General features: G+C 66.1%; 22 protein-coding genes and 1 riboswitch. Of the genes, 6 read left to right on the plus strand and 16 right to left on the minus strand.

From position 1 onward, the window contains the following. Positions 1–79 precede the first annotated feature (79 nt). The 7 genes from ccoP to DY467_RS16630 all read right to left on the minus strand — a co-directional run bounded on the left by ccoP (position 80) and on the right by DY467_RS16630 (position 6,303). Positions 80–961 carry a cytochrome-c oxidase, cbb3-type subunit III gene (gene ccoP, locus DY467_RS16600; RefSeq protein ID WP_011155587.1) on the minus strand — a complete coding sequence of 294 codons (882 nt, stop codon included), beginning with the start codon at positions 959–961 and terminating at the stop codon, positions 80–82. Between the two features lie 7 nt (positions 962–968). Then, positions 969–1,133, minus strand: coding sequence for a cbb3-type cytochrome oxidase subunit 3 (locus DY467_RS16605; RefSeq protein WP_011155588.1), 165 nt, complete (start codon positions 1,131–1,133; stop codon positions 969–971). A gap of 9 nt (positions 1,134–1,142) precedes the next feature. Continuing rightward, a complete protein-coding gene (gene ccoO / locus DY467_RS16610) occupies positions 1,143–1,877 on the minus strand; it encodes a cytochrome-c oxidase, cbb3-type subunit II (RefSeq protein WP_164572950.1) in 735 nt (244 codons plus the stop codon). Between the two features lie 12 nt (positions 1,878–1,889). Then, the gene (gene ccoN, locus DY467_RS16615) at positions 1,890–3,536 is read right to left on the minus strand and encodes a cytochrome-c oxidase, cbb3-type subunit I (RefSeq protein ID WP_107342297.1); all 1,647 of its coding nucleotides are present in this window, start codon (positions 3,534–3,536) and stop codon (positions 1,890–1,892) included. Positions 3,537–3,848: 312 nt separating this feature from the next. Next, positions 3,849–4,769 carry a 2-dehydropantoate 2-reductase gene (gene panE / locus DY467_RS16620; protein WP_164637560.1) on the minus strand — a complete coding sequence of 307 codons (921 nt, stop codon included), beginning with the start codon at positions 4,767–4,769 and terminating at the stop codon, positions 3,849–3,851. Between the two features lie 72 nt (positions 4,770–4,841). Next, complete coding sequence (locus DY467_RS16625; protein WP_164637562.1) at positions 4,842–5,579, minus strand: SDR family oxidoreductase; 738 nt, start codon at positions 5,577–5,579, stop codon at positions 4,842–4,844. A gap of 121 nt (positions 5,580–5,700) precedes the next feature. Then, entirely contained in the window at positions 5,701–6,303 is a 603-nt protein-coding gene (locus tag DY467_RS16630; RefSeq protein ID WP_164637564.1) for a 2-hydroxychromene-2-carboxylate isomerase, read from the minus strand. 215 nt (positions 6,304–6,518) lie between these two features. On the opposite strand from DY467_RS16630, the gene DY467_RS16635 reads away from it, so the two are divergent. Continuing rightward, positions 6,519–7,187, plus strand: coding sequence for a glutathione S-transferase (locus DY467_RS16635; protein ID WP_164637566.1), 669 nt, complete (start codon positions 6,519–6,521; stop codon positions 7,185–7,187). An 88-nt stretch (positions 7,188–7,275) separates the two neighbouring features. On the opposite strand, the gene DY467_RS16640 is transcribed toward DY467_RS16635, so the two are convergent. Both DY467_RS16640 and ggt read right to left on the minus strand, forming a co-directional pair. Then, positions 7,276–8,151 carry an SDR family oxidoreductase gene (locus DY467_RS16640; RefSeq protein WP_164637568.1) on the minus strand — a complete coding sequence of 292 codons (876 nt, stop codon included), beginning with the start codon at positions 8,149–8,151 and terminating at the stop codon, positions 7,276–7,278. Positions 8,152–8,469: 318 nt separating this feature from the next. Then, a complete protein-coding gene (gene ggt / locus DY467_RS16645; protein WP_164637570.1) occupies positions 8,470–10,203 on the minus strand; it encodes a gamma-glutamyltransferase in 1,734 nt (577 codons plus the stop codon). Positions 10,204–10,308: 105 nt separating this feature from the next. Between ggt and DY467_RS16650 the strand changes: the two genes are divergently transcribed. Continuing rightward, complete coding sequence (locus DY467_RS16650) at positions 10,309–11,706, plus strand: MFS transporter (protein ID WP_164637572.1); 1,398 nt, start codon at positions 10,309–10,311, stop codon at positions 11,704–11,706. A 215-nt stretch (positions 11,707–11,921) separates the two neighbouring features. Next, positions 11,922–13,010, plus strand: a complete 1,089-nt coding sequence (locus tag DY467_RS16655) for a 3-deoxy-7-phosphoheptulonate synthase (RefSeq protein ID WP_164637575.1) — start codon at positions 11,922–11,924, stop codon at positions 13,008–13,010. A gap of 257 nt (positions 13,011–13,267) precedes the next feature. Here DY467_RS16655 and purH read toward each other — a convergent pair whose 3' ends face one another. The 3 genes from purH to DY467_RS16670 form a co-directional block, all read right to left on the minus strand. Then, on the minus strand, positions 13,268–14,857 hold the full coding sequence (gene purH / locus DY467_RS16660) for a bifunctional phosphoribosylaminoimidazolecarboxamide formyltransferase/IMP cyclohydrolase (protein ID WP_164637577.1): 1,590 nt from the start codon (positions 14,855–14,857) through the stop codon (positions 13,268–13,270). Positions 14,858–14,882: 25 nt separating this feature from the next. Continuing rightward, positions 14,883–14,964: riboswitch (ZMP/ZTP riboswitch) on the minus strand. A 111-nt stretch (positions 14,965–15,075) separates the two neighbouring features. Further along, entirely contained in the window at positions 15,076–16,791 is a 1,716-nt protein-coding gene (locus DY467_RS16665) for a heparinase II/III family protein (RefSeq protein WP_164637579.1), read from the minus strand. A 337-nt stretch (positions 16,792–17,128) separates the two neighbouring features. Then, positions 17,129–18,481: an RsmB/NOP family class I SAM-dependent RNA methyltransferase gene (locus DY467_RS16670; protein ID WP_164637581.1), complete on the minus strand. Its 1,353-nt coding sequence runs from the start codon at positions 18,479–18,481 to the stop codon at positions 17,129–17,131. Between the two features lie 152 nt (positions 18,482–18,633). On the opposite strand from DY467_RS16670, the gene DY467_RS16675 reads away from it, so the two are divergent. Both DY467_RS16675 and DY467_RS16680 read left to right on the plus strand, forming a co-directional pair. Continuing rightward, on the plus strand, positions 18,634–18,852 hold the full coding sequence (locus DY467_RS16675; RefSeq protein ID WP_164637583.1) for a DUF1674 domain-containing protein: 219 nt from the start codon (positions 18,634–18,636) through the stop codon (positions 18,850–18,852). 86 nt (positions 18,853–18,938) lie between these two features. Continuing rightward, positions 18,939–19,511, plus strand: coding sequence for a thermonuclease family protein (locus DY467_RS16680; RefSeq protein WP_107342309.1), 573 nt, complete (start codon positions 18,939–18,941; stop codon positions 19,509–19,511). A 3-nt stretch (positions 19,512–19,514) separates the two neighbouring features. Here the strand turns inward: DY467_RS16680 and DY467_RS16685 are convergent, their stop codons facing one another. Beyond that, positions 19,515–20,396 carry a YiiX/YebB-like N1pC/P60 family cysteine hydrolase gene (locus DY467_RS16685; RefSeq protein WP_164637585.1) on the minus strand — a complete coding sequence of 294 codons (882 nt, stop codon included), beginning with the start codon at positions 20,394–20,396 and terminating at the stop codon, positions 19,515–19,517. Between the two features lie 348 nt (positions 20,397–20,744). Here DY467_RS16685 and DY467_RS16690 point away from each other — a divergent pair, with 348 nt between their 5' ends. Next, the gene (locus tag DY467_RS16690; RefSeq protein WP_164637587.1) at positions 20,745–22,193 is read left to right on the plus strand and encodes a flavin monoamine oxidase family protein; all 1,449 of its coding nucleotides are present in this window, start codon (positions 20,745–20,747) and stop codon (positions 22,191–22,193) included. Between the two features lie 6 nt (positions 22,194–22,199). Here the strand turns inward: DY467_RS16690 and pheT are convergent, their stop codons facing one another. The 3 genes from pheT to pheS all read right to left on the minus strand — a co-directional run bounded on the left by pheT (position 22,200) and on the right by pheS (position 26,579). Continuing rightward, positions 22,200–24,611 (minus strand): phenylalanine--tRNA ligase subunit beta, encoded by a 2,412-nt coding sequence (pheT, locus tag DY467_RS16695; RefSeq protein WP_164637589.1) that lies wholly within the window; start codon positions 24,609–24,611, stop codon positions 22,200–22,202. Between the two features lie 144 nt (positions 24,612–24,755). After that, entirely contained in the window at positions 24,756–25,259 is a 504-nt protein-coding gene (locus DY467_RS16700; RefSeq protein ID WP_164637592.1) for an endonuclease domain-containing protein, read from the minus strand. A gap of 237 nt (positions 25,260–25,496) precedes the next feature. Next, complete coding sequence (gene pheS, locus DY467_RS16705; RefSeq protein WP_164637594.1) at positions 25,497–26,579, minus strand: phenylalanine--tRNA ligase subunit alpha; 1,083 nt, start codon at positions 26,577–26,579, stop codon at positions 25,497–25,499. Positions 26,580–26,651: the final 72 nt, after the last annotated feature.

A 26,651-nucleotide genomic window follows, 5' to 3' on the forward strand; every position in this document is an offset into this window, starting at 1 on the left:
CAAGCTCAATTCCGGGCGCGCAGATCACAACCTCGCGTGTCCCCCAACACACAAGGTTCTGCGCGCCCGCGAGCGTCGGCTATTTGCCGCCGCCGAGCGAGTGGACGTACACCGCCATCGCCTTGATGGTGGTGGGATCGAGGCGACCGATCCACGCCGGCATCACGCCGCCGCGGCCGTTGGTGATCGTCTCGATGATGGTGGCTTCGTCACCACCGTACAGCCAGATCTTATCCGTCAGGTTGGGCGCACCAAGTTCGGGATTGCCCTTGGCGTCTTCACCGTGACAGGCGACGCAGTTCTCCGCGAAGATCTGCTTGCCGGCTGCCAGATCGACGCCCGGCCGGGTCGACTGGCCCGACAGCGAACGAACGAAGTTGGCGACCTGAACGATCTGGTCCTTGGTCAGCGTGCCGTCCTTGCCGAACGCCAGCATGTTGCCCATGTGACCTTCGTCGTTACCGGAGCGCGCGCCGTACTTGATGGTCTTTTCGATTTGCTCGAGGGAGCCGCCCCACAGCCAATCGTCGTCGTTGAGGTTCGGGAAGCCCTTGCCGCCGGCAGCGCCCGAGCCGTGGCACGGCGCGCAGTTGTCGCCGAACACCACCTTGCCCTTGGCGCGGGCCAGAGCGAGCAATGCCGGGTTCTTCTCGATTTCTTCGAGCGAGGCAGTCGCCAGCGCCTGCATCTTCTCGCCGCGAACCTGGTTGAGCTTGGCGAGATCGACGTCGAGTTCGGCACGCGAGGAGTAACCGAACAGGCCGCGGGTGTAGCCGTTCATCAGCGGCCACGCCGGATAGACGATGAAGTAGCCGATCGACCAGATGATGGTGGCGTAGAAGGTCCAGATCCACCACCGCGGCAGCGGCGTGTTCAGTTCCTGGATGCCGTCCCACTCATGGCCGGTCGTGGCCGTGCCGGTGACTTTGTCGATTTCGCCGTGATGTGCATGGTCAGCCATGGTCGTCTCAGTCCTCTCGAAGCGGCATCTGGGCGGCCTCGTCGAACGCCTCTTTGTTTTTCGGCCAGAGCGCATACACCACGATGGCGACGAAGATGGCCATGAACAGCGGCGTCCACCATGTCGTGACGAGACTGGACGCGATGTTGTCGAAGTAGATGATCGCTTTCATGTCGCCGCCTCAGCGAAGGTTCGCTTTTTCGTCGTACAGTTTGAAGTCGACCAGGGTACCGAGCATCTGCAGGTACGAGACCAGCGCGTCGAGCTCGGTCGGGTCACCCGGTTGGCCGTCGAAGTTGCGCACCACCGCCTTGGGGTAGCGCTTCTGCAGATCGGCCGCGTCGGCGCCTTCCGGATCGACCTGCGCCTTGGCGTCGGCCGCCGCCTTGGCGATGTCCTCGTCGCTGTAAGGCACGCCGAGGGTGCGGTTGGTCTTGAGGTGATCCGACAGGCTGGCGAGATCGACCTTGCTGTTGGCGAGGAACGCGTAGTTCGGCATCACCGACTGCGGCACGATCGAACGCGGGTTCTTCAGATGCGCGACGTGCCAGTCGTCGGAGTACTTGCCGCCGACCCGGGCGAGATCCGGACCGGTACGCTTGGAACCCCACTGGAACGGATGGTCGTACATCGACTCCGCGGCCAGCGAGTAATGGCCGTAACGCTCGGTCTCGTCACGCAGCGGACGGATCATCTGCGAGTGGCACAGATAGCACCCCTCGCGGATGTAGATGTTGCGGCCTGCCAGTTCGAGCGGGGTGTAAGGACGCACCCCGTCGACCTTCTCGATGGTGCTCTTGAGGTAGAACAGCGGAGTGATTTCGACGAGACCACCAATCGCGATCACGAGCAGGATGCCGACGATCAGGACGACCGAGTTGGTCTCGAAGATCTTGTGCCGAGCCCAGATTGACATTGTTTGCTCTCCTTACTCGGCAGGCTGCAGGGCGACGCGAGGCTGAGCCTCGGACCGTTCGCCGACGCGGACGGTCATCCAGAGGTTGTAGGCCATGATCAGCGCGCCGATCAGGAACAGGCCGCCGCCGGCGGCGCGGATGGCATAGAAGGGGTGCATCGCTTCGACCGACTCGATGAACGAGTATTCGAGGAAGCCGAGCGAGGTGTAAGCACGCCACATCAGACCTTGCAGGATGCCCGACACCCACATCGCCGAGATGTAGAGGACGATGCCGAGGGTCGCGATCCAGAAGTGCCAGTTCACCAGGCGGATGCTGTAGAGCTGCTTGCGGCCCCACACCCACGGCACCAGGCAGTACAGCGCGCCGAAGGAGACGAAGCCGACCCAGCCGAGCGCGCCGGAGTGGACGTGACCGACGGTCCAGTCGGTGTAGTGGCTGAGCGAGTTGACCGCCTTAATCGCCATCATCGGACCTTCGAAGGTCGACATGCCGTAGAAGGCGACCGACACCACCATCATGCGCAGCACGGGGTCGGTGCGGAGCTTGTCCCAGGCGCCCGACAGCGTCATCAGGCCGTTGATCATGCCGCCCCATGAGGGCATCCACAGCATGATCGAGAAGGTCATGCCGAGGGTCTGCGTCCAGTCGGGCAGCGCGGTGTAGTGCAGGTGGTGCGGACCGGCCCAGATGTACAGGAAGATCAGCGCCCAGAAGTGGATGATCGACAGCCGGTAGGAATAGACCGGCCGTTCAGCCCGCTTCGGGATGAAGTAGTACATGATGGCCAGGAAGCCGGCGGTAAGGAAGAAGCCGACCGCGTTGTGGCCGTACCACCACTGGAACATCGCGTCCTGCACGCCCGACCAGGCGATGTAGGACTTCGAGCCGAGGAAGCTGACCGGCAGAGTCGGGTTGTTGCCGAGATGCAGCACCGCGATGGTGATGATGAAGGCGAGATAGAACCAGTTCGCCACGTAGATGTGGGGCTCCTTGCGCTTCATCAGGGTGGCCAGGAACACCAGCAGGTAGGTGACCCAGACGATGGTCAGCCACAGGTCGGCGTACCATTCCGGCTCGGCGTATTCCTTCGACTGGGTGACGCCCAGCAGATAGCCCGTGCCCGCGATCACGATGAAGAAGTTGTAGCCGATCGCCACAAACCACGGCGCGAGGTCACCGGCGAGCCGAGCCCGGGTGGTCTTCTGCACCACGTAGAACGAGGTCGCCAGCAGCACGTTGCCGCCGAACGCGAAGATCACCGCCGAAGTGTGCAGCGGACGAAGCCGGCCGAAATTGACCCACTGGGCGATGTTCAGGCCCGGATAGGCGAGTTCCAGGGCGATGTAGAGGCCGGCCGAGAAACCGGCGATGCCCCAAAACATGGCCATAAAGGAGAGGAACTTTATCGGCCCGAGATTGTAATTCGGAGCGCCGTTGATTTCCTGCGGCGGCAGGCCCGAACGGCTGCGATGCCGAACGATGATCGCGAACACCGCCCAGGCGCTGAACGCGGCCGCGAGCGCGGCATGAAATGCGAAGGGAGCATCCTTGGCGTAGATCGCCGCGTAGATGGACAGGATCGTGGTCAATGCGAACACGACCGTGAGACCACCCTCGCCAAGGGTGATCCGCTTCGAATTCAGGGCTTGATTCATCTGATCAATCTTTTCTTCGGCGGGCAGGTGACTGCACCATCCCCGGTTTCGGGACCGCACGTTTGATTGAAATCAAAATGCCCAAATTTGCGCCACGACGACGCGCGTTTTGTGCGGTGCGATCGACACTTGCTGCTTTTCGATGAAATGCCTCGAAATTGCAAGAACCATCGCGACTTGCGCGGGCTGCCCTCGGCTGCGTACGAGGACGGACCAACACCCCAAATGGAACGTTCGACCAAAGAATGAGGCACGGCTCAGCGAATGACTTTCATTCGCTTCCGCAGTGCGGGAAAATCAGTCTGCCGGTCGTCAAGGACGACGCCGTTCATAGGTCTTGAGGTGGGTGTAGATCACCCGCAGCCGCGGCACCGGAACCTTCGCCTCATCTGCACGGACGATGAGGTCGCCGATGACGTGATCGGCTTCGATCCGGGCGCCGGCCTGGATGTCACGAAACATCGAAGCCGTCAGCGTCGAGCCTTCGGCGAGCAGCATGCCGCGGGTGCGTTCGACCGAGGCTTGGCGCGGCGCATGGCCGGCCGCCGCCGCAATCGTGGTGATCTCGTCGAACACCCCGAGCATGAAGTCGGCGCCGCCCGGCGCGGCGAGAATGTCGCCGACCGCGCCCCGCATCAGTGAGGTCGATCCGGCGAGGGTCGCCAGAAACACCCACTTCTCCCACATCTCCTGCATGATCACCGGCGAGGCGTTGACGCCGAAGTCGCAGGCGCCGAGTGCGGCGGCGATCTGCGTCACGCGCTCCGACATCGCGCCGTCACGCTCGCCGAAGGTGATCGCACTCATCGGCGCGAGCTGGACGACATGGCGCTGCGCATCGAGCGTCGCCGCAATCACGCATTGGCCGCCGAGCACGCGGTCGCGGCCGAATGCAGAGTCCAGCACATCGAGATGCTTCATGCCGTTGAGCAGCGGCAGAATCGTGGTGCGAGGCCCGACACCGCCCCGGAACGACGCGATCGCGTCGTCGAGGTCGAATGCCTTGCAGCTCAGCACCACCAGATCGTAGTCGGGAGCGAGCGCCGAAGCCTGCAGCGCAGGCGGATTTGCGATTTTCGCGTCGCCGTGCGGGCTCTTGATCACCAGCCCGTCGCGGGCCAATTCCGCCGCGCGGCCCGGCCGCACCAGAAACGTGACGTCACGGCCGACCCGCAGCAGGCGCCCGCCGAAATATCCGCCGATCGCGCCGGCACCAACGATCAGAATCCGCATCACGTCCTCCCGAGTTTTCGCGAGTCTTAGCCGGATCGCACAGCCGCTACGAGCGCAATGCCGGCATACCCCTCACCACTTCTCGCCGTAGGGACGGATTTCCATCTCGAACGTCCAGGCGCTCTTCGGCTGCTGATAAAGCTGCCAGTACGCACCGGCGACCGCCGCCGGCGGCATCAGCAGATCGGGATTGGCGAGCGCATCCTTGCCGAAGATCTGCTCGCGGCGCTCGCGGACCCAGGCGGTGTCGACGCCGGAGTCGATGATCAGATGCGCGACGTGAATGTTCTTAGGCATCAGTTCGCGCGCCATCGACTGGGCCACCGCGCGGAGCCCGAATTTGGCGGAGGCGAACGCCGCAAAGCCTGAGCCGCCGCGCAGCGACGCGGTCGCGCCGGTGAAGAAGATCTTGCCCTGCCCGCGCGCCAGCATCAGCCGCGCCGACTCCCGGCCCGACACGAAGCCGGCCCAGCACGCCATCTCCCACACTTTTCGGAACACCCGATCGGTCGTCTCCACGATCGGGAAATTGACGTTGGCACCGACGTTGAAAATCGTCACCTCGAGCGGCGCGTGGGCGTCGGCGTCGTTCAGGAACGCCGTCACCTCGTCTTCTTGGCGCGCATCGAGCGAGCGCGCGACGATGCGGCCGCCGGCCGCCTCGATTTCCGCCACCAGCGGCGCAAGCTTCTCGCCGTTGCGCCGGCCGGCGAACACCGTGAAGCCCTCGGCCGCAAATTTCTTGGCGATCTCCGCCCCGATGTAATCGCCGGCTCCGATCACCGCGACAGTTGCGTTGCGTGGCGTCATGCGGGCGTCTCCCTCAAGCTGGTCATTGCGAGCGAAGCGAAGCAATCCACGTTCTCAGCACGGAGCGACTGGATTGCGTCGTCGCTTCGCTCCTCGCAATGACGGGAGAGATCGATTGAAGCTAGCCGTACATCTCTTCGACGTCGCGAAGCTGTTCCTTGCCGAAGAACATCTCCTTGCCGACGAAGAAGGTCGGCGAGCCGAACGCGCCGCGCTGGACGGCGTCTTCGGTGTTGGCGATCAACTTCGCCTTCACCTCCGGCTGCTGCGCGCGGGTCAGCAGCGCCTTGCCGTCGAGCCCCGACGACGACAGCGCCGCCGCGGCGACTTCGAGATCGTCCATCTTCTTCGGCTCCACCCACATATGGTGGAACGCGGCCTCGACGTATTGGTCGAACACGCCGTCGAGCTGCGCCGCGACCGCGGCGCGCATCAGGTTGAGCGTGTTGACCGGGAAATGCGGATTCCAGACATACGGCTTCACCGCGTAGCGCCTGAGGAAGCGCTCGGTTTCCACCGTGAGGAATTCGCGCTTGTTCTTGATCCCGGCCAGCGTCTCCGCCGGGGACTTGTTGTTGGTCGCCTTGAAGATACCGCCGAGCAGCACCGGCACGTAGTCGAACTTGACGCCGATCCGCCGCTCGATCGCCGGGATTGCCTCGTGGGCCAGGAAAGCGTTGGGACTGCCGAAGTCGAACAGGAATTGCGGGGCGGGCTGGGTCATGATCTCCTCCGGCAGCGGCGGGGTCGCCTTATATGATTATCGTCATCCCATACCGACCGTAGCGCGTCTGCCGCGGCCGATCAACCGGGTCGCAGCCGAGGTTCGCGACCTTCGGAACTGTGATGTCCCGCGCCGCGGAAACTCTGCTAAGGCGAAGCGCGTTCTCACGGCTGGTGCCGCTTCAATCACTGACAGACATCCGGGATCTTCGCGACATGCTGACCGTCCATCACCTCAACAACTCCCGCTCGCAACGCGTGCTGTGGCTCCTGGAGGAGCTCGGCACCCCTTACGAGATCAAGCGCTATCAGCGTCAGCCGGACATGATGGCGCCGAAGGAGCTGCGGGCCGTGCATCCGCTCGGCAAATCCCCGGTGATCACCGACAACGGCAATACCATCGCCGAGTCCGGGGCGATCATCGAATACATCGTGGGCACCTATGGGGACGGCCGGCTGATCCCGCCGCCGAACACCCCGGAGCGGCTGCGCTACACCTACTGGCTGCACTATGCCGAGGGCTCGGCAATGCCGCCCTTGCTGCTCAAGCTGCTGTTCTCGATGATGCCGCAGCGCGCTCCGGCGCTGGTGCGGCCGCTGGTGAAGATGGTGGCGTCCGGCGCGCTGACCGGCTTCGTCGATCCGCAGCTCAAGCTGCACATGGATTATTGGGAGAGCGAACTCGGCAAGGCCACGTATTTCGCCGGCGACGAATTCACCGCCGCCGACATCCAGATGAGCTTCCCGCTCGAGGCCGCCGCCTCACGCGGCGGCCTCGACCAGCGCTATCCGAAGGCGCAGACCTGGCTCGAACGCATCCACGCCCGCCCCGCCTACAACCGCGCGCTCGAAAAAGGCGGGCCGTACGAAATCGGCAAGGCGTAATAGCAGCTTCGATTAGAGCAACGACCGACGCGCCAAGCACGACAGCTCCCGCTCGCGGGAGAGCGAGCGCGCTGTGCTTGGGGAGAGCCTACCCCATCGGCAGCGGCGTGACGGTCACGCCGGGCGGCGGGACGCTGTCGTCCGGCACGAAGAAGTCCGACATCAGCGGCACGCTCGGGTCGACGCGATACGGCTCGAAGTCGCGCACCCCGGCCTCGTACAGCACGCTGTCATCGATGCAGAACTGGCCGGTGAATTCGCGCGACGGCTTGGTCAGGATCGCATGGGCGGCGTCGCCCATGATCTCCGGCGTGCGGCTGGCGCGGATCATCGCGTCGCCGCCGAGCAGATTGCCTACCGCCGCGGTCGCAATCGTGGTGCGCGGCCATAGCGCATTCACCGCAACGCCGGCGTGCTTCAGTTCACCCGAGAGACCGAGCGCCACCATGCTCATGCCGAACTTCGCCATGGTGTAGGCGGTGGACGCTGCGAACCACTTCGCCTTCATGTCGAGCGGCGGCGACAGCATCAGGATGTGTGGATTGGCGGCCTTCTTCAGATGAGGAATGCAGTATTTCGACACCATGAAGGTCCCGCGGGTGTTGATCCCCATCATCAGATCGTAGCGCTTCATGTCGGTGGCCTGCGAATTGGTCAGGCTGATCGCGCTGGCGTTGTTGACGCAGACGTCGATGCCGCCGAACTCCGCGACCGTCTTGCCGATCGCGTCGATCACCTGCGCTTCATCGCGGATGTCGCACACCAGCGGCAGCGCCTTGCCGCCGGCCGCAACGATCTCCTCGGCGGCGGTGTAGATCGTCCCCTTCAGCTTCGGATGCGGCTCGGTGGTCTTGGCGGCGATCGCCACATTGGCGCCATCCCGCGCCGCCCGCAGCGCGATCGCGAGCCCAATGCCCCGGCTCGCCCCGGTGATGAACAGCGTCTTGCCTTGCAGTGATGCCATCTGATGCAGCCTCCTGGTCGCCCAAATCGATTGGCCGAACAGATTAGCAGGGCGCCGCTACATCCGCTTGCGGCGAGGCGTTGAACGACCCGTGCAAGCCGAAGCCTTCGCCGCACACGCGGCGAGCTCCCTCCCCCGCCTGCGGGGGAGGGTTGGGGTGAGGGCAGCCGCGAGTCGCAGCGCGCGCTTCGATCTTGGATTGAGCAAGTCGTTAGCTCAATGCCTGGGGCGCCCTCACCCCGGCCCTCTCCCGCAAGCGGGAGAGGGAGCGTACAGCGCGTGCGGAGAGGTGTCGCCTCTGTTACTACCTACCAGCGATCAATTCCCCGCCGCCGTCGCCCCCCGCGTGCGGGGATCGGGGGCGCCGTGGAAACCGTCGGCGTCGATGAAGATCGAATTTGCCGAGGTCTGGCCGAGCGGAGTGACGACGCGGTGGCCCATGGCGCGGAGTGCGTCCAGGGTCGCGTCGGGAAAGCCGCCTTCGACCCGCACCTCGTCCGGCAGCCACTGATGATGCAGCCGCGGCGCCGACACGGCGTCGGCGACATTCATCCGGTAATCGATCACGTCGACGATCACCTGCAGCACCGCCGAAATGATGCGGCTGCCGCCGGGCGAGCCGGTGACCAGCACCGGCTTGCCGTCCTTGAGCAGAATCGTCGGCGACATCGACGACAGCGGCCGTTTGCCGGGCGCCGGCAGGTTAGCGGCGAAGCCGACCAGACCGTAGGCATTAGAGGCGCCAGGAGCCGCGGTGAAATCATCGAGTTCATTGTTGAGCAATACGCCCGTGCCATCCGCCACCAGCCCGACGCCGTAAGAGAAGTTGAGCGTGTAGGTGTTGCTCACCGCATTGCCGTCGGCATCGGCGACCGAGAAGTGCGTGGTGTTCTGGCCCTCGCGCGGCTGCGGCAGTGGTTGCTCGACCGGCGTGGCCCGCTGCGGATCGATGCCGGCGCGCAGGCTCGCCGCGTAGTCCTTCGACAACAGCTTCGCGACCGGGGCCTCGCTGAAGGCGGGATCGCCGAGATAGCGGGCGCGATCCGCATAGGCGCGCTTCATCGCTTCGATCAACAGATGCAGCGACGGCGGCGTGCCCTGCCCGAGCTCGCGCATCGCATAGCCTTCCAGGATGTTCAGGCTTTCGATCAGCACGACGCCGCCGGACGACGGCTGCGGCATCGCCACGATATCGTAGCCGCGATAACTGCCACGCAGCGGCGGGCGCAGCATCGGCTGATAGCCGGCGAGATCCTCCAGCGTGATCAGCCCGCCGGCCTCGCGAATGCCGCGCGACAACTTCTCGGCGACCAGGCCGCGATAGAACCCGTCCGGTCCCTGTTTGGCGATGGCTTCGAGCGTCGCGGCCAGATCGGGCTGCACCAGCCTGTCGCCGGCCTGCAGCGGCGAGCCGTCGGGACGCGCGAACACCTTGCGGGTGGAAGGCCAGCGCGACAGCCAGGCGTGCCAGTCCGGCAACGTATCGGCGGTGTCGTCGGCGATGGTGATGCCGTCCCGGGCCAGCGCGATCGCCGGCGCGATGACGTCCGCGAGCTTGAACTTGCCGGAGCCGTATTTGTCCAGCGCCAGCGCCAACCCAGCCACGGTGCCGGGAACGCCGATGCCGAGCGCAGATTTGCGCGATTTGTCCGGGTCGGGTTTGCCGCCCGTCAGGAACATGTCCTGGGTGGCGGCCTGCGGCGCAGTTTCGCGATAGTCGATCGCCACGTCCTCATTCTTCGCCGCGGAATGGATCACCATGAACCCGCCGCCGCCGAGATTGCCGGCGCGCGGATAGGTGACCGCCATGGCGAAGCCGGTCGCCACCGCGGCATCGATCGCATTGCCGCCGCGGGACAAAAAGCTGGCGCCGATTTCCGCAGCCAGCCGTTCCTGCGCCACTACCATGCCGTGTTTGGCGATCACCGCTTGGGCCGGCCCGCGCGCCATGCCGCTGCGCATATCCTGCGCCGGCGCGGCAAGCGGGTTCACCACCAGCACCAACACGGCCAGCGTCATCAAAATGCGTTGCGGGACGCGCAGTGTGATCATCGAGCGGCTCCGATTTCTGCGGCGCAGGCTGCCACGCGGCAGGCGAATCCTATAGGCAATCGAAGCCGTGAGGCAAAACGCGGTCCGGCCCGCGGAAGGAACAAGATGTCGTCATCGCTTGCGGAAGGCATCGCGCAAACTCGTGAACCGATCCGCTATCCGTCGCAGGGCGCCGTCGTCGGCTGGATCCTGTTCGACTGGGCGGCGCAGCCTTACTTCACGCTGATCACGACCTTTATCTTCGCGCCCTATTTCGCCACCTACGTGGCGCCCGATCCGGCGACCGGCCAATCGCTGTGGGGCTTCGCCACCGCCGCCAGCGGTTTCGTCATCGCGTTGGCATCGCCGGTGCTCGGCGCAATCGCGGATGCCAGCGGCCGCCGCAAGCCCTGGATCGCGCTGTTCGGCGGCATGCTGGTGATTGGATCGATGCTGATGTGGTTCGGTAAGCCGGGCGAACCACATACGATTCTGCCGCTGCTGATCGCCTACGCGATCGCCACCATCGGTGTTGAATTCGCCACCGTGTTCAACAACGCGATGATGCCCAACCTGGTGCCGCCGGAGAAGATCGGCCGCCTGTCAGGGACCGGCTGGGCGACCGGCTATGTCGGCGGCATCCTGTCGCTCATCCTGGTACTCGGCTTTCTGGCCGCCAGCCCCGATACCGGCAAGACCCTGCTCGGCCTTGCGCCGTGGTTCGGACTCGATCCGGCGCTGCACGAAGGCGACCGCATCAGCGGGCCACTCACCGGGGCGTGGTTCGTCGTGTTCGTGCTGCCGATGTTTCTGCTGACGCCGGACTTCCCCGCCAAGCTGGCGCCACGCGCCGCGATCCGCGAGGGCCTGCGCGAGCTCGCCGAAACGCTGCGCGACCTGCCGCGACGGCGCTCGCTGGCGATCTTTCTGCTCGCCAACATGATCTACACCGACGGCCTGGTGTCGTTGTTCGCGTTCGGCGGCATCTACGCCACCGGCACCTTCGGCTGGAGCACGATCCAGATCGGCACCTTCGGCATCATCCTGGCGATCGCCGCCACCATCGGCGCATTCGTCGGCGGCAGACTCGACGATGCGTTCGGGTCCAAACGGGTGATTGCCGGCTCGCTGCTCCTCCTGCTGGTCGCAATTGCCGGCATCCTGCTGATCGATCCCAGCCATGTCTTGCTGATTGAAGTAACGCCGCCGCAACCGGGCGCGGCGCTGTTCGCCTCACCTGCCGAACGCGCCTACCTGCTGCTCGGCTGCCTGATCGGCATCGCCGGTGGCCCGCTGCAGGCGGCATCGCGCACGCTGCTGATCAGGATCGCCCCACGAGACCGGATCGCCCAGTATTTCGGCCTGTTCGCCCTCACCGGCAAAGTGACCTCGTTCATCGGCCCGCTGCTGATCGCGACCGTCACTGCGGTGGCGAGCAGCCAGAAGGCCGGCATGGCCGTGCTGGTACTGTTCTTCGTCGCCGGATTGGCGCTGCTGACCCAGGTTCGGGGCTCGGCGGACTGATCGCGCCGGTGCGTGGACAAACACGCCAACCTGGTCTATAGGAGCGGGCATGATCCACCTGACCGCCTCGTACTGGTACTTTTATTTTAGCAGCTCGCTGGCGGCGGGAGGATTTCGCGCGATCTGAAGATTGCAGCATAGAGATCCGACAAGCCGCCAGACCTGGCGGCTTTTTCGTTTGAGCCGGCAGGTCTCCTGAACAGGAGCAAACTGCCGTGTTGACCACCACAGACGACCTTCGCCTTCAGAAAATCACCGAACTGAGTACGCCCGCCGAAGTGATGGGCGAGATTCCGCGCACACTGACCGCGACACGCACCGTCGCGGCAAGCCGCAGCGCGATTCACGCCATCCTGACCGGAACCGACGACCGGCTCCTCGTGATTGTCGGTCCCTGTTCGATTCACGATCCGGCCGCGGCCATGGACTATGCCAGCCGTCTGGCGGCGCTGCGCGAGACCCTGGCCGACCGGCTCGAGATCGTGATGCGGGTGTATTTCGAAAAGCCGCGTACCACGGTGGGTTGGAAAGGCCTGATCAACGACCCGGATCTCGATGGCAGCTTCCGGATCGACAAGGGACTGCGGCTGGCGCGTGAAGTGCTGTCGGCCGTGAACAATCTCGGCCTGCCCGCCGCCACCGAATTCCTCGATCTGATCACGCCACAATACATCGCGGATCTCGTCGCCTGGGGCGCGATCGGCGCGCGTACCACCGAGAGCCAGATCCACCGCGAACTCGCGTCGGGGCTATCCTGCCCGATCGGCTTCAAGAACGGCACCGATGGCAATGTCCGGATCGCCGCGGAGGCGGTGAAGTCCGCAGCGCAGCCGCATCATTTCATGGCGGTGACCAAGGGCGGGCGCAATGCGATCGCGGCCACCACTGGTAACAGCGACTGCCATGTCATTCTGCGCGGCGGCGTCACGCCGAACTACGATGCCGCAAGTGTGGAAGCCGCTGCGGCGGTGCTCGGCAAGATCGGCCTGGCGCCGCGACTGATGATCGACGCCAGCCACGCCAACAGCAGCAAGCAGCCGGACAACCAGCCGAAGGTCACGGCCGATGTCGGACGTCAATTGGCGGCGGGAGAGAACCGCATCATCGGCGTGATGATCGAGAGCAATCTGGTGGCCGGTCGGCAGGATGTGGTGCCGGGTCGGCCGCTGCAATACGGCCAGAGCATCACCGACGGCTGCATCGACTGGGCGACCACCGAGACGGTGCTGCACGAGCTGGCCGCTGCGGTCGAGAGCCGGCGAGCTGCGCGGCATTGCGCTCAGCAGGAAGGTGCTGCGGCTTGATCAGCTAAGCGGGGCAGCGGCCTCAGATCGCTGCCCCGCTTTTCGCATCGGTTGTTAGGGCGCTGCAGGACTTGAGTGAAGCGATACGATCCAAGGTGCACTGAGTCCTCATCCTGAGGAGCCCGGCGAAGCCGGGCGTCTCGAAGGATGGGGCCACGCATTGCCAGCGGGGCATGGTTCGAGACGGCGCTTCGCGCCTCCTCACCATGAGGCTGTGCTTGTTGCTGACGCTTCAGAGCTCAAGTTATGAAAACGCCTCAGTGCCGGAAGTGCCGGGTGCCGGTGAACACCATGGCGATGCCGGCGTCGTCCGCCGCCTTGATCACTTCGTCGTCGCGCACCGAGCCGCCGGGCTGGATCACCGCAGTGGCGCCGGCTTCGATGCAGGCCAGCATGCCGTCGGCGAACGGGAAGAACGCATCCGAAGCGACGACCGAACCCTTGGTCATCGGCGCCGCGAGCTTCAGCTCGGCCGCCGCATCCTGCGCCTTGCGGGCGGCGATGCGGGCGGAGTCCACGCGGCTCATCTGACCGGCGCCGATGCCGACCGTGGCGAGGTCCTTGGCGTAGATGATGGTGTTGGACTTGACGTGCTTGCCGACGCGGAACGCGAACTTCAGGTCGCGCAGCTCGGCTTCGGTCGGCTGCCGCTTGGTAACGACCTTCAGCGCCATGTCGTCGACCACCGCATTGTCGCGGCTCTGCACCAAGAGGCCGCCGGCGACGGTCTTGTAGGTCAGGCCGTTGGCGCGCGGATCGGGCAGCGCGCCCGCCAACAGCAGCCGCAGATTCTTCTTCGCCGCGACGATCGCGATCGCTTCGTCGGTGGCGTCGGGCGCGATGATCACTTCGGTGAAGATCTCGGTGATGGCGCGCGCGGCTTCCGCATCGAGGGTGCGGTTGAGCGCCACGATGCCGCCGAACGCCGACACCGAATCGCAGGCCAGCGCCTTGCGATAAGCATCGAGCAGGCTCGCGCCTTCGGCGACGCCGCACGGGTTGGCGTGCTTGACGATGACGCAGGCCGCGGTGCGCCCCGCGTCGAACTCGCCGACGCACTCATAGGCGGCGTCGGTGTCGTTGATATTGTTGTAGGACAGCTCCTTGCCCTGCACCTGGCGTGCGGTGGCAACGCCCGGACGCTTCTCCGGGGTGGCGTAGAACGCCGCGGTCTGGTGCGGGTTTTCGCCGTAGCGCAGCGACTGGATCAACCGGCCGCCGATCGCGCGGAAGTCCGGCGCATCGGTCTTGAGCTGCAGCGCGAACCAGTTGGAGATCGCCGCGTCGTAAGCCGCGGTGCGCGCATAGGCCTTGGCGGCGAGGCGCTTGCGCAAATTCAGCGTGGTCGCGCCGTTGTTGGCGGTCAGTTCGTCGAGCACGGCCTGATAATCGTTGGCCTCGACCACCACGGCAACGTCGTCGTGGTTCTTGGCCGCGGCGCGGATCATCGCCGGACCACCGATGTCGATGTTCTCGATGCAGTCTTCGTAGCCGGCGCCTTTATCGACGGTGGCTTCGAACGGATAGAGGTTGACGACGAGCAGGTCGATCTGCGCGATGCCGTGATCGGCCATCGCCTTGTTGTGCTCGGCATTGTCGCGGATCGCCAGCAGGCCGCCATGCACCTTGGGGTGCAGGGTCTTGACCCGGCCGTCCATCATCTCGGGGAAGCCGGTCAGGTCAGAGACGTCCTTCACCGGCAGGCCGGCGGCGGCGATCGCCTTGGCGGTGCCGCCGGTCGAGACCAGTTCGACGCCGTGGCCAACGAGCGCCTTGGCGAAGTCGATCAGACCGGTCTTATCGGAAACGGACAAAAGGGCACGGGTGACGCGGCGCGGCTTAGTCATGGGGCAAGATCCTCTGATGGAAGGAAACATATGCCCAGGCGCGCGGCGGATACGTCCCGCGCTTCCCGATGGTGCTCCATCCTAGGTCGCCAGTCGCGCGAGGCGGGCGTTGGTTAGCAGTTTTCGCCTGCGGCCACAACGGCGACCAAGGTCGTTCAGCCTTGCGGATTTGTCGGGTTTTGCTGGCGAACCGCTATTCCCGTCGCCGGGACAACGCCTCAGAGCGGCAGTTCGGGCTCGTGGCGGGCGGCGCGGCGGGCGCTGGTCGCCTGCGGCGACGCATTGGAGCGGATGAAGCTCCAGCGCACGTTCGGCGCCTCGATCGAATTCTGCCGGATCACGATCTGGGTCGAGCGCCGCGGTCCGTCGTTGCCGGCCAGGAACACGGTCTCTTCGAGATCGACCTTGTCGTCGGCCGCCTCGAAGGTCCAGACCTCGCGATTGGGCAGCACCAGCATCACCCCGCGTGCATCGTGCAGGCGGCTGGCCTTGACCAGCGGGTGCAAATGGAAGCGCACGGCGTAATCGGCCTGCGCGGCGCGGTGCCGGCCACCCTGGACCGGCGACAGGCTGTCCTCACCGTCGACCCGGCTGCCGTCATGCTTCACCACCAGGACGCGCCGATGCAGCACGCCGAATTTATCGCGGTAACCGTCATGCGACGTCGTCAGCAGCACCCCACCGGCAACCTCTTCGCGGCGGTTCTCGACCTGACGCGGACCGCCGACCACCGGCGCGCCGTGCAGGAAGCGCTTCATTGCCGAGCGCTCGACGAAGCTGCAGGACGAAGTGTCGTGGCAGGTGACAGTGGAGTGCGCCACCGTCGAGCGGGCAAAGCCGCGCCAGCTTTCGCGATTGGTGGTCGGCATGCCGCTGTTGATCACGATCCGGCACGAGCCCGACGATAATTCGAACGACAGGCAGCCGGCATGCGCTTCCTGGCTGACATTGGCGGGCGGCGGGGTGCCGGCATCGACGATCACCAGCGTGGAGCCAGCGTCGATCCGCTGGTAGCCGGAATGCGGCATGCTGGCGAGCGGCGTGCCCTGGCTGTCGTCATAGGCGAGTAGCGTCGCCAGCAGATCCGACGGCGTCGCGCTCATGCCGTTGAACAGCGCGAAATTGCCGTCGCCATGGCGGAAGAACCGCAGCATCGGCATCATCCGGTCGATCGCGTTCAGCAGCGCCGGCGGCGGCGCGATGTTGCGGGCCGCAAACGTCTGGCGCAGCGGCAGCAGGTCGATCAACAATTCGATCAGCGCGCTCGGATTGCGCGAGATATGGCCGCCATCCGGGAGGATTTGGCGTTGCAGCTCGTCCGACAGCTTCTTGGTGGCGCCGCGGATCTGACGCGCCTGATTGGCGAGGCACAGCGACGCGTAGCACAGCGCGATCAGCACCTGCAGCCGCGGCACGCCGTCCTGCACATCGAGCAGCGCGTAGCGCAGCGCGCGGATTTCGCGGGTCAGGCCGCGCAAGTAACGGCGATAGAACTTGCCGTCGGTGTCGGACAGCACCAGCGGCGCCTGCGACAACAGCGAGATCACCCGCCGCGCCAGCACGTCCGGCCGCCGGCCGACCGGGCCGGTGCGCGACATGTTGCTGAGCCAGTCGTCGACCAGCGAACGGGCGTTGGCCCGGGTGATCGCCGTGTCGGCGGCGCGCAGATGGCGCAGCCAGCCGAACCCAAGCAGCGCGGCTTCCCAATCGTCGGAAGGCGGTTCGAGATCGAAGATCGAGCGACCGTGGCAGGTGACGATCTTGCCCGCAAACACGAAGCGGCCGGCATAGATTTCGGCGGCGCGGGTCGCGTCCGCGGTGCGCAAATCGTGCGGCGCAATGATCAGCCGATCGGTGCGGCCAGGCCACAGCCGGGTCACCGCCACCGAACCACTGGAGGCGCGCGCCATCACGGTCCGCGCGAAGCGGCCCACGATCAGCGTCGAAATTCCTCTGCGGGGCGCGGCCGACACCTGCGCTAGAGCCCCGGGTCGTTGGTACGCATCACGTTGCTGCCCCCTGCGGACGGCCGACGTCAGTCCGCGCAAGACGTCGGACAATCGTCCAGTCCGGTACAGCTTCGACTGAAACGGCTCTGCAGACATGCGCGTAGCGGAGACGAAAGATTGTTCTGGACCAAAGCAACCTCAAGTTAACGAAAATTCGTTGCGAATCCTTTTAATCTGGAATTGGCGTTCACACACCCTGGCGATAGGCGAATGTGGACGGGCGCTGCTGCGCCACGTCCCAAAGCCGGCTAATCTCGAAGGATTACAACGACTTCACCAGCCGCGCGGCATAGAAGCCGTCGAGCCCGGCGAGCCGCGGATCGCTGTGCGGCAGATGACACGGCAGGGTCCGCAGCGCACCGTCAGCCGTGACGATCTCGGTGAGACCGGCGACTTCCGCCGGATCGATCGGCTGCCGCCGCATCGACGGCTCGGCGTCGAGCAGCGCGGCGATCGCCTGCTCGCCCTCCTCGGGCTCGAGCGAGCAAGTGCAGTACACCAGCGTACCGCCGGCCCGCAGCAGCGAGGCCGCCTTCTTCAACAGCCGGTTCTGAACCGCAGCGAGCGCGCCGATGTCGCTCTCCTGCTTCAGCCAGGCGACGTCGGGATGCCGCCGGATCGTGCCGGTCGAGGCGCAGGGCGCGTCGATCAGCACCGCGTCGAACTCGGCGGTCGCATCGCCCCGCCATTCGGCCGCATCAGCGACGCCGGTTTCGACCTCGAGCGACAGCCGCGCCAGATTTTCGCGCAACCGCGCCACGCGAGCGGGCGAGCGGTCGATCGCGGTGACCCGGGCACCGGCAGCGGCGAGTTGCGCCGTCTTGCCGCCGGGGGCCGCACAAAGATCGGCGACGCTCTTTCCGGCGATATCCCCGAACAGCCGTGCCGGAAGCGCGGCCGCAGCGTCCTGCACCCACCACTGGCCTTCATCAAAGCCCGGCAGCATCCGCACCGAGCCCTGCAGCAGCGTGCGCACGGTGCCGGTCGGCAGCACTTCGCCATGCAGCCGGGTTGCCCAATGCGCCGGGTCGGATTTCACCGTGAGGTCGAGCGAAGGTTCGTGGCTGATCGCCTGCGCGATCGCGCGCGCGGTGTCGGCGCCATAATGCGCGCTCCAGCGCGCCAGCAGCCATTGCGGCACGTCGGGCGTGCCGGCCGCCAGTTCCTCGACCAGCGGCAGGCCCTCACGCGCGCAACGCCGCAGCACGGCGTTGACGAGGCCGGCATATTTGGCGGCGCGACGATCGGATTGCACCAGCCGTACCGACAAATCGACGGCGGCGTGATCCGGCACGTCCATCCAGAGGATTTGCGCGGCGCCGATCAACAGCGCGCTCTTGGCGCGCGGCGCATCGGTCGGCACGCCGCGATCGAGCAGCTTGGCGAGCAGCCCTTCCAGCGTTCCGAGCCGGCGCAGGATGGTCGCCACCAGCCGGCGCATCAGCGCGCGGTCGCGGTCCGACAGCGTCTTCAGACCCGGATGCGCGGCCGGGCCTTCGAGCTGGTCGTCGAGCATACGGCGCTTCTGCAGCACCCCATCCAGAATGTCCGCGGCAATGCGGCGCGCAGCGAGGCCGGGCACCTCGGAAGCTTGGGCGAATCTTGGAGCAGGCATGGATTGAGGGTATCACAGCAGGAGGAGAGACGCCGCGCGAGGCCGCGCGCTGGTCTGCCGTGGATGGCATTCGAATATGCCAAATGTAAGAATCGCCGTCGCACCTGCCGGTAATGGCCTGCGCCCCGCGCGATGAAGAAAGGCGTCCGCCGATGACAAATCCCGATCCGAAATCCGCCACGACGGATGCCGCCCCGCCGCGCAAGGATCTCCCCGAAGCGGCCAAGCGCGCCCTCGCCGAAGCCGAAGCCCGCCGCGTCGAAGCCGCCAAGCACGCCGAAGCGCGCGCCAAGGAAGTCCAGGGCCCGAAGGGTCCCGAGCCGACCCGCTACGGCGACTGGGAAGTCAAAGGCATCGCGTCGGACTTCTGAGACTCTGGCGGGGCGCCACGGCTCACTACAACCGATGATTGCGCGAGATTGTTGCGCCATCCGTCGACTCGGGGTATCGTAGGAATATGTCCCCATACCCGAGAACGAACCCGGTCCGGATTTCGCGGCTGCCCTGGCGCAGCCGGCTGTGGCCGTGGGTGTTCGTGCTCGGCGTTGCGGCGGGCACAATGCTGCCGGCGCGGCATTGGCTGCACCTGCCGTGGCTGCAGCCGCCTGCCTCGCAGGGGATCGATAACGACAGCGAGACGGTGTGGCGACGCGCCGGCAACCCGACCACTCGGCATCCGGTCGACGTGCTCTACACCATCGACGGCGACACCTTCGATGCGCGGGTGCATCTGTGGCCGGGCACGGACCTGCGCACGCGGGTGCGGCTGCGCGGCATCGATGCGCCGGAGCTGAAGGCGCAATGTGCCCGCGAATTGCGGATGGCCGAAGCCGCCGCCGAGGCGCTGCGCCGGCTGCTCGCCGAGGGCGAGGTCGCGATCTACAATATCGGCCCCGACAAATATCAGGGCCGCGTCGTGGCGGACGTTGCGACCAAACGCACCGCCAGCGTGTCGAACGCACTGCTCGACGGCGGCTATGCCCGCGCCTATGGCGGCGGACATCGCGATGGCTGGTGCGACGGACGCTGAGGTTTAGGCGACTGCGCCGAGCTGCTGCGGCCCGGCGAGATCGAGGGCCGGATCCGCCTCGGCGGTCTGCGTCACCAGCGACGGCGCAGTTTCGGACTCATCAATCGGCGGCCCAAACGGGCCGTCATTCTCGACCGGCTTCGGTTTATCGGCCCAATGCAGCGCGGTGTAGTCGAAGCCGTTGACGATGGTCGGCTTCACTACCTCGAAATACGGCGAGATATCGAAATCGCGCGGCATGTACAGCGATGAGTGCCGGATGTGCAGGATCTCGCGACGTGCGGCACGGCTGCCGGCCTTGGTGATCTTCGGCAGGATCGGATAGCGCACCGCCTCGAACGCCTGCGCGATCAGCGCCGAACAAATGATCTTGGTCGGGTCACCCGAACCGAGCGCGATCATGCGGCGGCGCCAGCGCTGCGGCAGCGGCAGCGGCACCAGATAGCGCATCAGGTCGATGATGTTCTTGGTGTCGTAGCCGAAGCCTATGCGATTAATCGCGTAGCGGCACACCGTGTGGCGATCCTCGTAGGACAGGCCGACGGGGCGACACACCCGCGTGTGGTAGGCAAGGTGCCGTGACAGCGGCGACGAACTCACGCCCTCGCCGATATTGGCCTCGACCAGCACGTGCGGCTCGCCGTCCGGCTCTGTCACGCCATCGATCGGCCCGACATAGAGCGCGGCGTGCGACCAGGTCGACTGCGTCAGGTACTTGATGATGCCGGCGATCCGGCTGTTGCCCTCGACCAGCAGGACGTCGCCGGGCTCCATGATGGTACGCAGATGGTCGGGATCGCTCGGGGTGAACGGCTCATAGCCGGGCTCTTCCTTCTGCAAGTAGCTGGCGATCAACTTGCCGATGGTCTCGAGCACCACACCCATTGCTGCGCTCCTGCGGGATCCCTACTGCGACATCGTCACATCGCGTTCGTGGACGATCGTCGAGCAAAGCCGTTGCAGTTTAGTTCATCTGGTTCCTCGCGCAGTTACGCATCGTTCACCACGAACGGTTGCCGGCCGGAGGCGATTCCGGCAAGTTGACGGGGTCGGCCGGGCAGTGCGGCACCGCCGAACCAGTCGGCGGACGACGCAAAACGCGACGGAGTTCAACACATTGGTCACAGTCGCGGGACGCCGCACCGTCGCCCCACCGGATAGTCGCCGCGCCGGCCGCCATTGGCCGCGTCGGTCGATCGCCCCGGCCGCCTCCAAGCTTTCGGAAACCATGCCATGACGATTTCGCGACGCAGCCTGCTCGAGGGCATGCTCGGGACTGCTGCCGGCCTTGCGTTGCTGCCCGCGTTCAGCGGGCGGGCGATGGCAGCACTGCCGCGTGATGCTGAAATCGTGGTGGTCGGCGCCGGCGCCGCCGGAATCGCGGCGGCGCGGCGGATCGTGGCGGCCGGCCGCAAGGTGATCGTGGTCGAGGCGGCCTCGGACATTGGCGGCCGCTGCGTCACCGATACCACCAGCTTCGCAGCCCCGTTCGACCGCGGCGCGCGCTGGTTGCACAACCCCGACAGCAACCCGCTGGTCCGGTTGGCACGCAGCTCCGGCTTTGCGGTAACGCCGGTCGCCCCCGGCCAGAAGGTCAGGATCGGACGCCGCAACGCCCGCTCGCGCGAGACCGAGGATTTTCTCGCGGCCTACGTCCGTGCCACCCGCGCCATCGGCGACGCCTCACGCGGCAAGGCCGATATTTCTTGCGCCGCCGCGCTGCCGAACGATCTCGGCGATTGGGCGGCGACGATCGAATATGTGCTGGGCCCCGCGACGACCAGCAAGGACCTGCGCGCGCTGTCCGCGATGGATGCGGCGCGGACGCTGGACCGCACCGCGCTGCTCGGCTGCCCGCAGGGCGGCGGCAGTCAGCTCGCGTCCTCGCTGCCGATTGCGCTGTCGACGCCGGTCAAACGGATCGTGTGGAGCGGGCGCGACCTCGCGGTCGAAACCGCGGCCGGCCGGATCGGCGCGCGCGCCATCATCGTCACCGCGTCGACCAATGTGCTGACCTCGGGCAATCTGGCGTTCTCGCCCGAACTGCCGAAACGGCAGCTCGACGCCGCGGCGCGGCTGAGCCTCGGCAGCACCGACCGCATCGCGCTGCAGTTCAAAGGTAACCCGCTCGGGCTGTCACGCGACGAGACCATCATCGAGCGCGCCGACGACACCCGCACCGCGACGCTGATGGGCAATATCGGCGGGACCTCGCTGTGCACGGTCGACGTCGCCGGCTCGTTCGGGCGCCAGCTCGCCGCGCAGGGCGAAGCCGCGATGCAGGATTTCGCGATCGAATGGCTCGGCAAGCTGTTCGGCAGCGACATCGCGGGCGCCGTCGAGCGCAAGGCGGTGACGCGCTGGAACGAGATGCCTTACGTGCTGGGCGCGATGTCGGCGGCGGAGCCCGGTGGCCAGCCGTCACGCAAGGTGTTGGGCGAGCCGCTCGGCAATCTGTTCTTTGCCGGCGAAGCGACCCACGAAACGCTGTTCGGCACGGTGCAGGGCGCCTGGGAATCCGGCGAGCGCGCCGCCGACGCTGCGCTGAAAAAGATCGGCGCCGTCAAGGAGCCCGCGCCGGAGAAGCCCGCACGTAAACAGAAGCCGCGGCGCGAACCGCAGCGTCAGCGCGAGCAGCGCCCGCCCGCCACCGCGAGCGGCACGCCGTCGTGGTGGCGCTGAGCGGCCTCAGCCGCGCAGGCTGCCGCCGGTCTTCTTGGTGACTTCCGCCACGATCTTGCCCGCGACCGCTTCGATCTCCTGATCGGTCATGGTCTTGTCGCGCGGCTGCAGCGTCACTGCGATCGCCACCGACTTCTTGTCGGGATCGATGCCCTTGCCTTCATAGACGTCGAACACGCTGACCGAGGTGATCAGCTTCTTGTCGACGCCCTGCGCGGCGCGGACGATGTCGGCAACCGCGACTTTGCGATCGACGATGAAGGCGAAGTCGCGCGACACCGGATGGAACGCAGACAATTCCAGCGCCGGCTTGGCGCGGGTCGGCCGCTGCTTCGGATCGGGGATCTTCTCCAGGATCACCTCGAACGCCACCAGCGGGCCATCGGCCCCGAGCTGTTCGAGCACCCGCGGATGCAGCTCGCCGAAATAGCCGAGCACGTTCTGCGGCCCGATCTGGATCGCGCCGGAGCGGCCCGGATGCAGCCAGGCCGGCAGCTTGTTGGTGGCGATCTGCAGACCCGCCATCGGCGCACCCGCCGCAGCCAGCACCGCGAACGCATCGGCCTTGGCATCAAGCGCGGTCGCCTGCGCCGAGCCCGACCAATGCCGGCCGAGGCCGGCCGAGGACGCAACGCCACGGCGGACGCCGCTCGCAGCCATGAACTGATCCTGCGGCCGGTCGCCCTTGAACACCTGCCCAACTTCGAACAGCGCCAGATCGGCCGAACCGCGATCGGCGTTGGCCTGGGCGGCGGCGATCAGGCCGGGCAACGGGCTCGGCCGCATGTCGGACAGATCGGAGGCGATCGGATTGGCGAGCGCCAGCTCCGGCTGGCCGCCACCGAAAGCTTCGGCGAACGGCTTGGAGATGAACGACCATGTCACCGCCTCGGTCAGGCCGCGCGCCGCCAGCGCGCGCTTGGCACGGCGGGTGCGGTTCTGGATCTGGGTGAGCACCGGCTTGCGCGGGGCATCGCCGCGCTCGAACGGCGTCAGCGGCACCTTGTCGACGCCGACGATCCGGACGATTTCCTCGACGATGTCGGCTTTGCCGTGGACGTCGCTGCGCCACGACGGCACCGCGACCTTCACCACCGGCGCCTGACCGACGACGGTGAAGCCGAGATGATTGAGGATGCGGCGGATCTCGGTGAGCGACACTTCAATGCCGGCCAGCCGCTTCACCTCGGCGAGCGGGAAGTCGATGATTTTGTCGTCGGCGAACGGATTGCCGACCACCACCACATCCGACGGCGTGCCGCCGCAGAACTCCATCACCAGCTTGGTGGCGAGTTCGAGCCCAGGCAGCATGAAGGCCGGATCGACGCCGCGCTCGAACCGGTAGCGCGCATCGGTGTTGATGCCGAGCTTGCGGCCCGACTGGGCGATGTTGATCTCGTTCCACAACGCCGATTCGATCAGCACGTCGGTGGTCTCGGCCGAACAGCCGGACACCTCGCCGCCCATGATGCCGGCGAGCGATTCGACGCCGTGATCATCGGCGATCACGCAGACTGAGGAATCGAGCGTGTAGGTGCGGCCGTCGAGCGCCAGCAGCGTCTCGCCGTCCTTGGCGCGGCGTACCACCAGATTGCCCTTCACCTTGGCGGCGTCGAACACGTGCAGCGGGCGCGAGCGATCGAACGTCAGGTAGTTGGTGATGTCGACCAGCGCGTTGATCGGGCGCAGACCGATCGCGGTCAGGCGCTTCTGCAGCCATTCCGGCGACGGGCCGTTCTTGACGCCCTTCACCAGCCGCAGCGCGAAGCCGGGGCACAGCTTGCTGTCTTCGACCATGACACTGACCGGGCACGGGAATTCGCCCTTGATCTGCTTGATGCCCGGGTCCTTGAACTTGCCCATGTCGGCGGCGGCGAGATCGCGCGCGATGCCGTGCACGCCGGCGCAGTCCTGCCGGTTCGGCGTCAGGTTGATGTCGAGCACCGGATCGCCGAGCCCGGCCCAGGCGGCATAAGGCGTGCCGACCGGCGCATCGGCCGGCAGCTCGATGATGCCGTCGTGATCTTCGGAGATTTCCAGCTCAGCCGCGGAGCACAGCATGCCGCGGCTTTCGACGCCGCGAATATTGCCGATGCCGAGCGTGAAATCCTTGGCCGGAATATAGGTGCCGGGCGGTGCGAACACGGTCACGAGGCCGGCGCGCGCATTCGGCGCGCCGCATACCACCTGCACCGGCGCAGCCCCGTCACCGACGTCGACGGTGCAGACCTGCAGCTTGTCGGCGTTGGGGTGCTTGGCGGCGGTCAGCACCTTGGCGATGATGAACGGCGCCAGCACCTTCGCCTTGTCCTCGATGCCCTCGACCTCGAGCCCGATCATGGTGAGCTTGTCGGCGAGCTTTTCCAGCGGCTCGTCGGTGTCGAGATGATCTTTCAGCCAGGAGAGCGTGAGTTTCATCGGTTGTTACTTCCGTCTGGCCGCGCAGTGGGCGCGTCGTACTGAATGCTCAAGGTCGTGCCCGCGTCGCCCTCACCCCAGCCCTCTCCCGCAAGCGGGAGAGGGAGCAGGCCGTGCCGAATGGAGAGGCTGCGGGCCATGTCGTTAGTCCGAATCGTCCGATGACGGGCGCTGCGTTGCTTCGTTTTGTTTAGGCCGCAGCTTCCCCGCACGCTCGGCGCGCTCCCTCTCCCGCTTGCGGGAGAGGGTTGGGGTGAGGGCTCTTGCGGCGAGCTCGGACGCGATGCTCTGCAGCACCCCGTCGCGATTGCTCATCACCTCGGCATTGCTGAAGCGGATCACCCGAAAGCCGCGCGCCTCGATCGCCGCCGTGCGGGCCGCATCAGCGCGCTCAGCGTCATCAGCAAAATGCTGACCGCCATCGAGTTCGACCACCAGCTTTTTCGCGTGGCAGGCGAAGTCGGCGATATACGGCCCGATCGGCACCTGGCGCTTGAACGAAGCCCCGTCGAGCTGCTTGTCGCGCAGCGCCGACCACATCAGCCGCTCCGCATCGGTGGATTTCTTGCGCAGCTCGCGCGCGTGGCGGCGCTGGCCCGGGGAGACGTTCCAGGTCGGTTTCGGCGTCGGCTGCTTCGGATCGTCCATCGCAAGCTCCGTGCCCGTGTCACCCTCACCCCAACCCTCTCCCGCAAGCGGGAGAGGGAGCGCGCCGTGCCGGGTTGCGAGGGCTTCAATCATTTCAACAACAGATCGTTTTCAACTATCAGCGTCCGAGTTCAGCCGCGTAGCTCGCGCAGGCCGCGGCCTGCTCCCTCTCCCGCTTGCGGGAGAGGGCTGGGGTGAGGGCACTTGCGCCGAGCACGGCGCTCGCGCACGTCCAACTCACGAACTCAATCCCCCCGCCAGCGTCGGGATGTCGAGCGGCTTGAAGCCGTAGTGATTGAGCCAGCGCACGTCGGCTTCGAACAGCTGCCGCAGGTCGCTCATGCCGTATTTCAGCATCGCGATGCGATCGATGCCCATGCCCCAGGCGAAGCCTTGATACTCGTCCGGATCGAGGCCGCAGGCGGTCAGCACGTTCGGATGCACCATGCCGCAGCCGAGAATCTCCAGCCAATCTTCGCCTTCGCCGAACCGGATCTCGTCCTTGCCGCGGCGGCACTGGATATCGACTTCCAACGACGGCTCGGTGAACGGGAAGAACGACGGCCGGAACCGCATATTGACGTTGTCGACCTCGAAGAACGCCTTGCAGAACTCATGCAGGATCCACTTCAGGTGGCCGAGATGGCTGCCCTTGTCGATCACCAGGCCTTCGACCTGATGGAACATCGGCGTGTGGGTCTGGTCCGAGTCGCTGCGATAGGTGCGGCCGGGACAGATCACCCGGATCGGCGGCCGCTGCGACAGCATGGTCCGGACCTGCACCGGCGAGGTGTGGGTGCGGAGCAAGAGGCGCGAGCCGTCTTCCTTCGGGTTGAAATAGAAGGTGTCGTGCATCTCCCGGGCCGGATGGCCTTCGGGGAAGTTCAGCTTGGTGAAGTTGTAGTCGTCGGTCTCGATGTCCGGACCTTCGGCGATCGAGAAGCCCATGTCGGCGAAGATCGCGGTGAGCTCATCCCACACCTGGCTGAGCGGATGCAGCCGGCCCTGCTCGGCGAGCGGCTCGCGCATCGGCAAGGTGACATCGATGGTTTCGGCAGCCAGCTTGGCGTCGAGCGCGGCGGCCTTCAGCACGTCGCGGCGGGCGGTCAGCGCCTCGATCACCGCTTCCTTGGCCCGATTGATCGCGGCGCCCTCGGTCTTGCGCTGCTCGGGGTCCATCTTGCCGAGCGTGGCGAGCAGTGCCGAGATCGAGCCCTTCTTGCCGAGCGCTCCGACACGGACCGCTTCGAGAGCGGCCTCGTCTGAAGCCGCCGCGATATCGGCGAGAATTTGGGATTGCAGGTTTTCGAGATTGGACATGAGCCGCCGTTCCCCTCAAGAAGTCATGCCCGGGCTTGACCCGGGCATCCATCGCTTCTCGAAAGATGGATC

It is taken from the genome of Rhodopseudomonas sp. BR0G17, assembly GCF_010907025.1.
Classification (GTDB): Bacteria; Pseudomonadota; Alphaproteobacteria; order Rhizobiales; family Xanthobacteraceae; genus Rhodopseudomonas; species Rhodopseudomonas palustris_H.

Coding starts and splice junctions, on each gene's coding strand:
- ccoP (WP_011155587.1), bottom strand. CDS start 961: ATGGCTGACCATGCACATCACGGCGAAATCGACAAAGTCACCGGCACG.
- DY467_RS16605 (WP_011155588.1), bottom strand. CDS start 1,133: ATGAAAGCGATCATCTACTTCGACAACATCGCGTCCAGTCTCGTCACG.
- ccoO (WP_164572950.1), bottom strand. CDS start 1,877: ATGTCAATCTGGGCTCGGCACAAGATCTTCGAGACCAACTCGGTCGTC.
- ccoN (WP_107342297.1), bottom strand. CDS start 3,536: ATGAATCAAGCCCTGAATTCGAAGCGGATCACCCTTGGCGAGGGTGGT.
- panE (WP_164637560.1), bottom strand. CDS start 4,769: ATGCGGATTCTGATCGTTGGTGCCGGCGCGATCGGCGGATATTTCGGC.
- DY467_RS16625 (WP_164637562.1), bottom strand. CDS start 5,579: ATGACGCCACGCAACGCAACTGTCGCGGTGATCGGAGCCGGCGATTAC.
- DY467_RS16630 (WP_164637564.1), bottom strand. CDS start 6,303: ATGACCCAGCCCGCCCCGCAATTCCTGTTCGACTTCGGCAGTCCCAAC.
- DY467_RS16635 (WP_164637566.1), top strand. CDS start 6,519: ATGCTGACCGTCCATCACCTCAACAACTCCCGCTCGCAACGCGTGCTG.
- DY467_RS16640 (WP_164637568.1), bottom strand. CDS start 8,151: ATGGCATCACTGCAAGGCAAGACGCTGTTCATCACCGGGGCGAGCCGG.
- ggt (WP_164637570.1), bottom strand. CDS start 10,203: ATGATCACACTGCGCGTCCCGCAACGCATTTTGATGACGCTGGCCGTG.
- DY467_RS16650 (WP_164637572.1), top strand. CDS start 10,309: ATGTCGTCATCGCTTGCGGAAGGCATCGCGCAAACTCGTGAACCGATC.
- purH (WP_164637577.1), bottom strand. CDS start 14,857: ATGACTAAGCCGCGCCGCGTCACCCGTGCCCTTTTGTCCGTTTCCGAT.
- DY467_RS16670 (WP_164637581.1), bottom strand. CDS start 18,481: ATGCCTGCTCCAAGATTCGCCCAAGCTTCCGAGGTGCCCGGCCTCGCT.
- DY467_RS16675 (WP_164637583.1), top strand. CDS start 18,634: ATGACAAATCCCGATCCGAAATCCGCCACGACGGATGCCGCCCCGCCG.
- DY467_RS16680 (WP_107342309.1), top strand. CDS start 18,939: ATGTCCCCATACCCGAGAACGAACCCGGTCCGGATTTCGCGGCTGCCC.
- DY467_RS16685 (WP_164637585.1), bottom strand. CDS start 20,396: ATGGGTGTGGTGCTCGAGACCATCGGCAAGTTGATCGCCAGCTACTTG.
- DY467_RS16690 (WP_164637587.1), top strand. CDS start 20,745: ATGACGATTTCGCGACGCAGCCTGCTCGAGGGCATGCTCGGGACTGCT.
- pheT (WP_164637589.1), bottom strand. CDS start 24,611: ATGAAACTCACGCTCTCCTGGCTGAAAGATCATCTCGACACCGACGAG.
- DY467_RS16700 (WP_164637592.1), bottom strand. CDS start 25,259: ATGGACGATCCGAAGCAGCCGACGCCGAAACCGACCTGGAACGTCTCC.
- pheS (WP_164637594.1), bottom strand. CDS start 26,579: ATGTCCAATCTCGAAAACCTGCAATCCCAAATTCTCGCCGATATCGCG.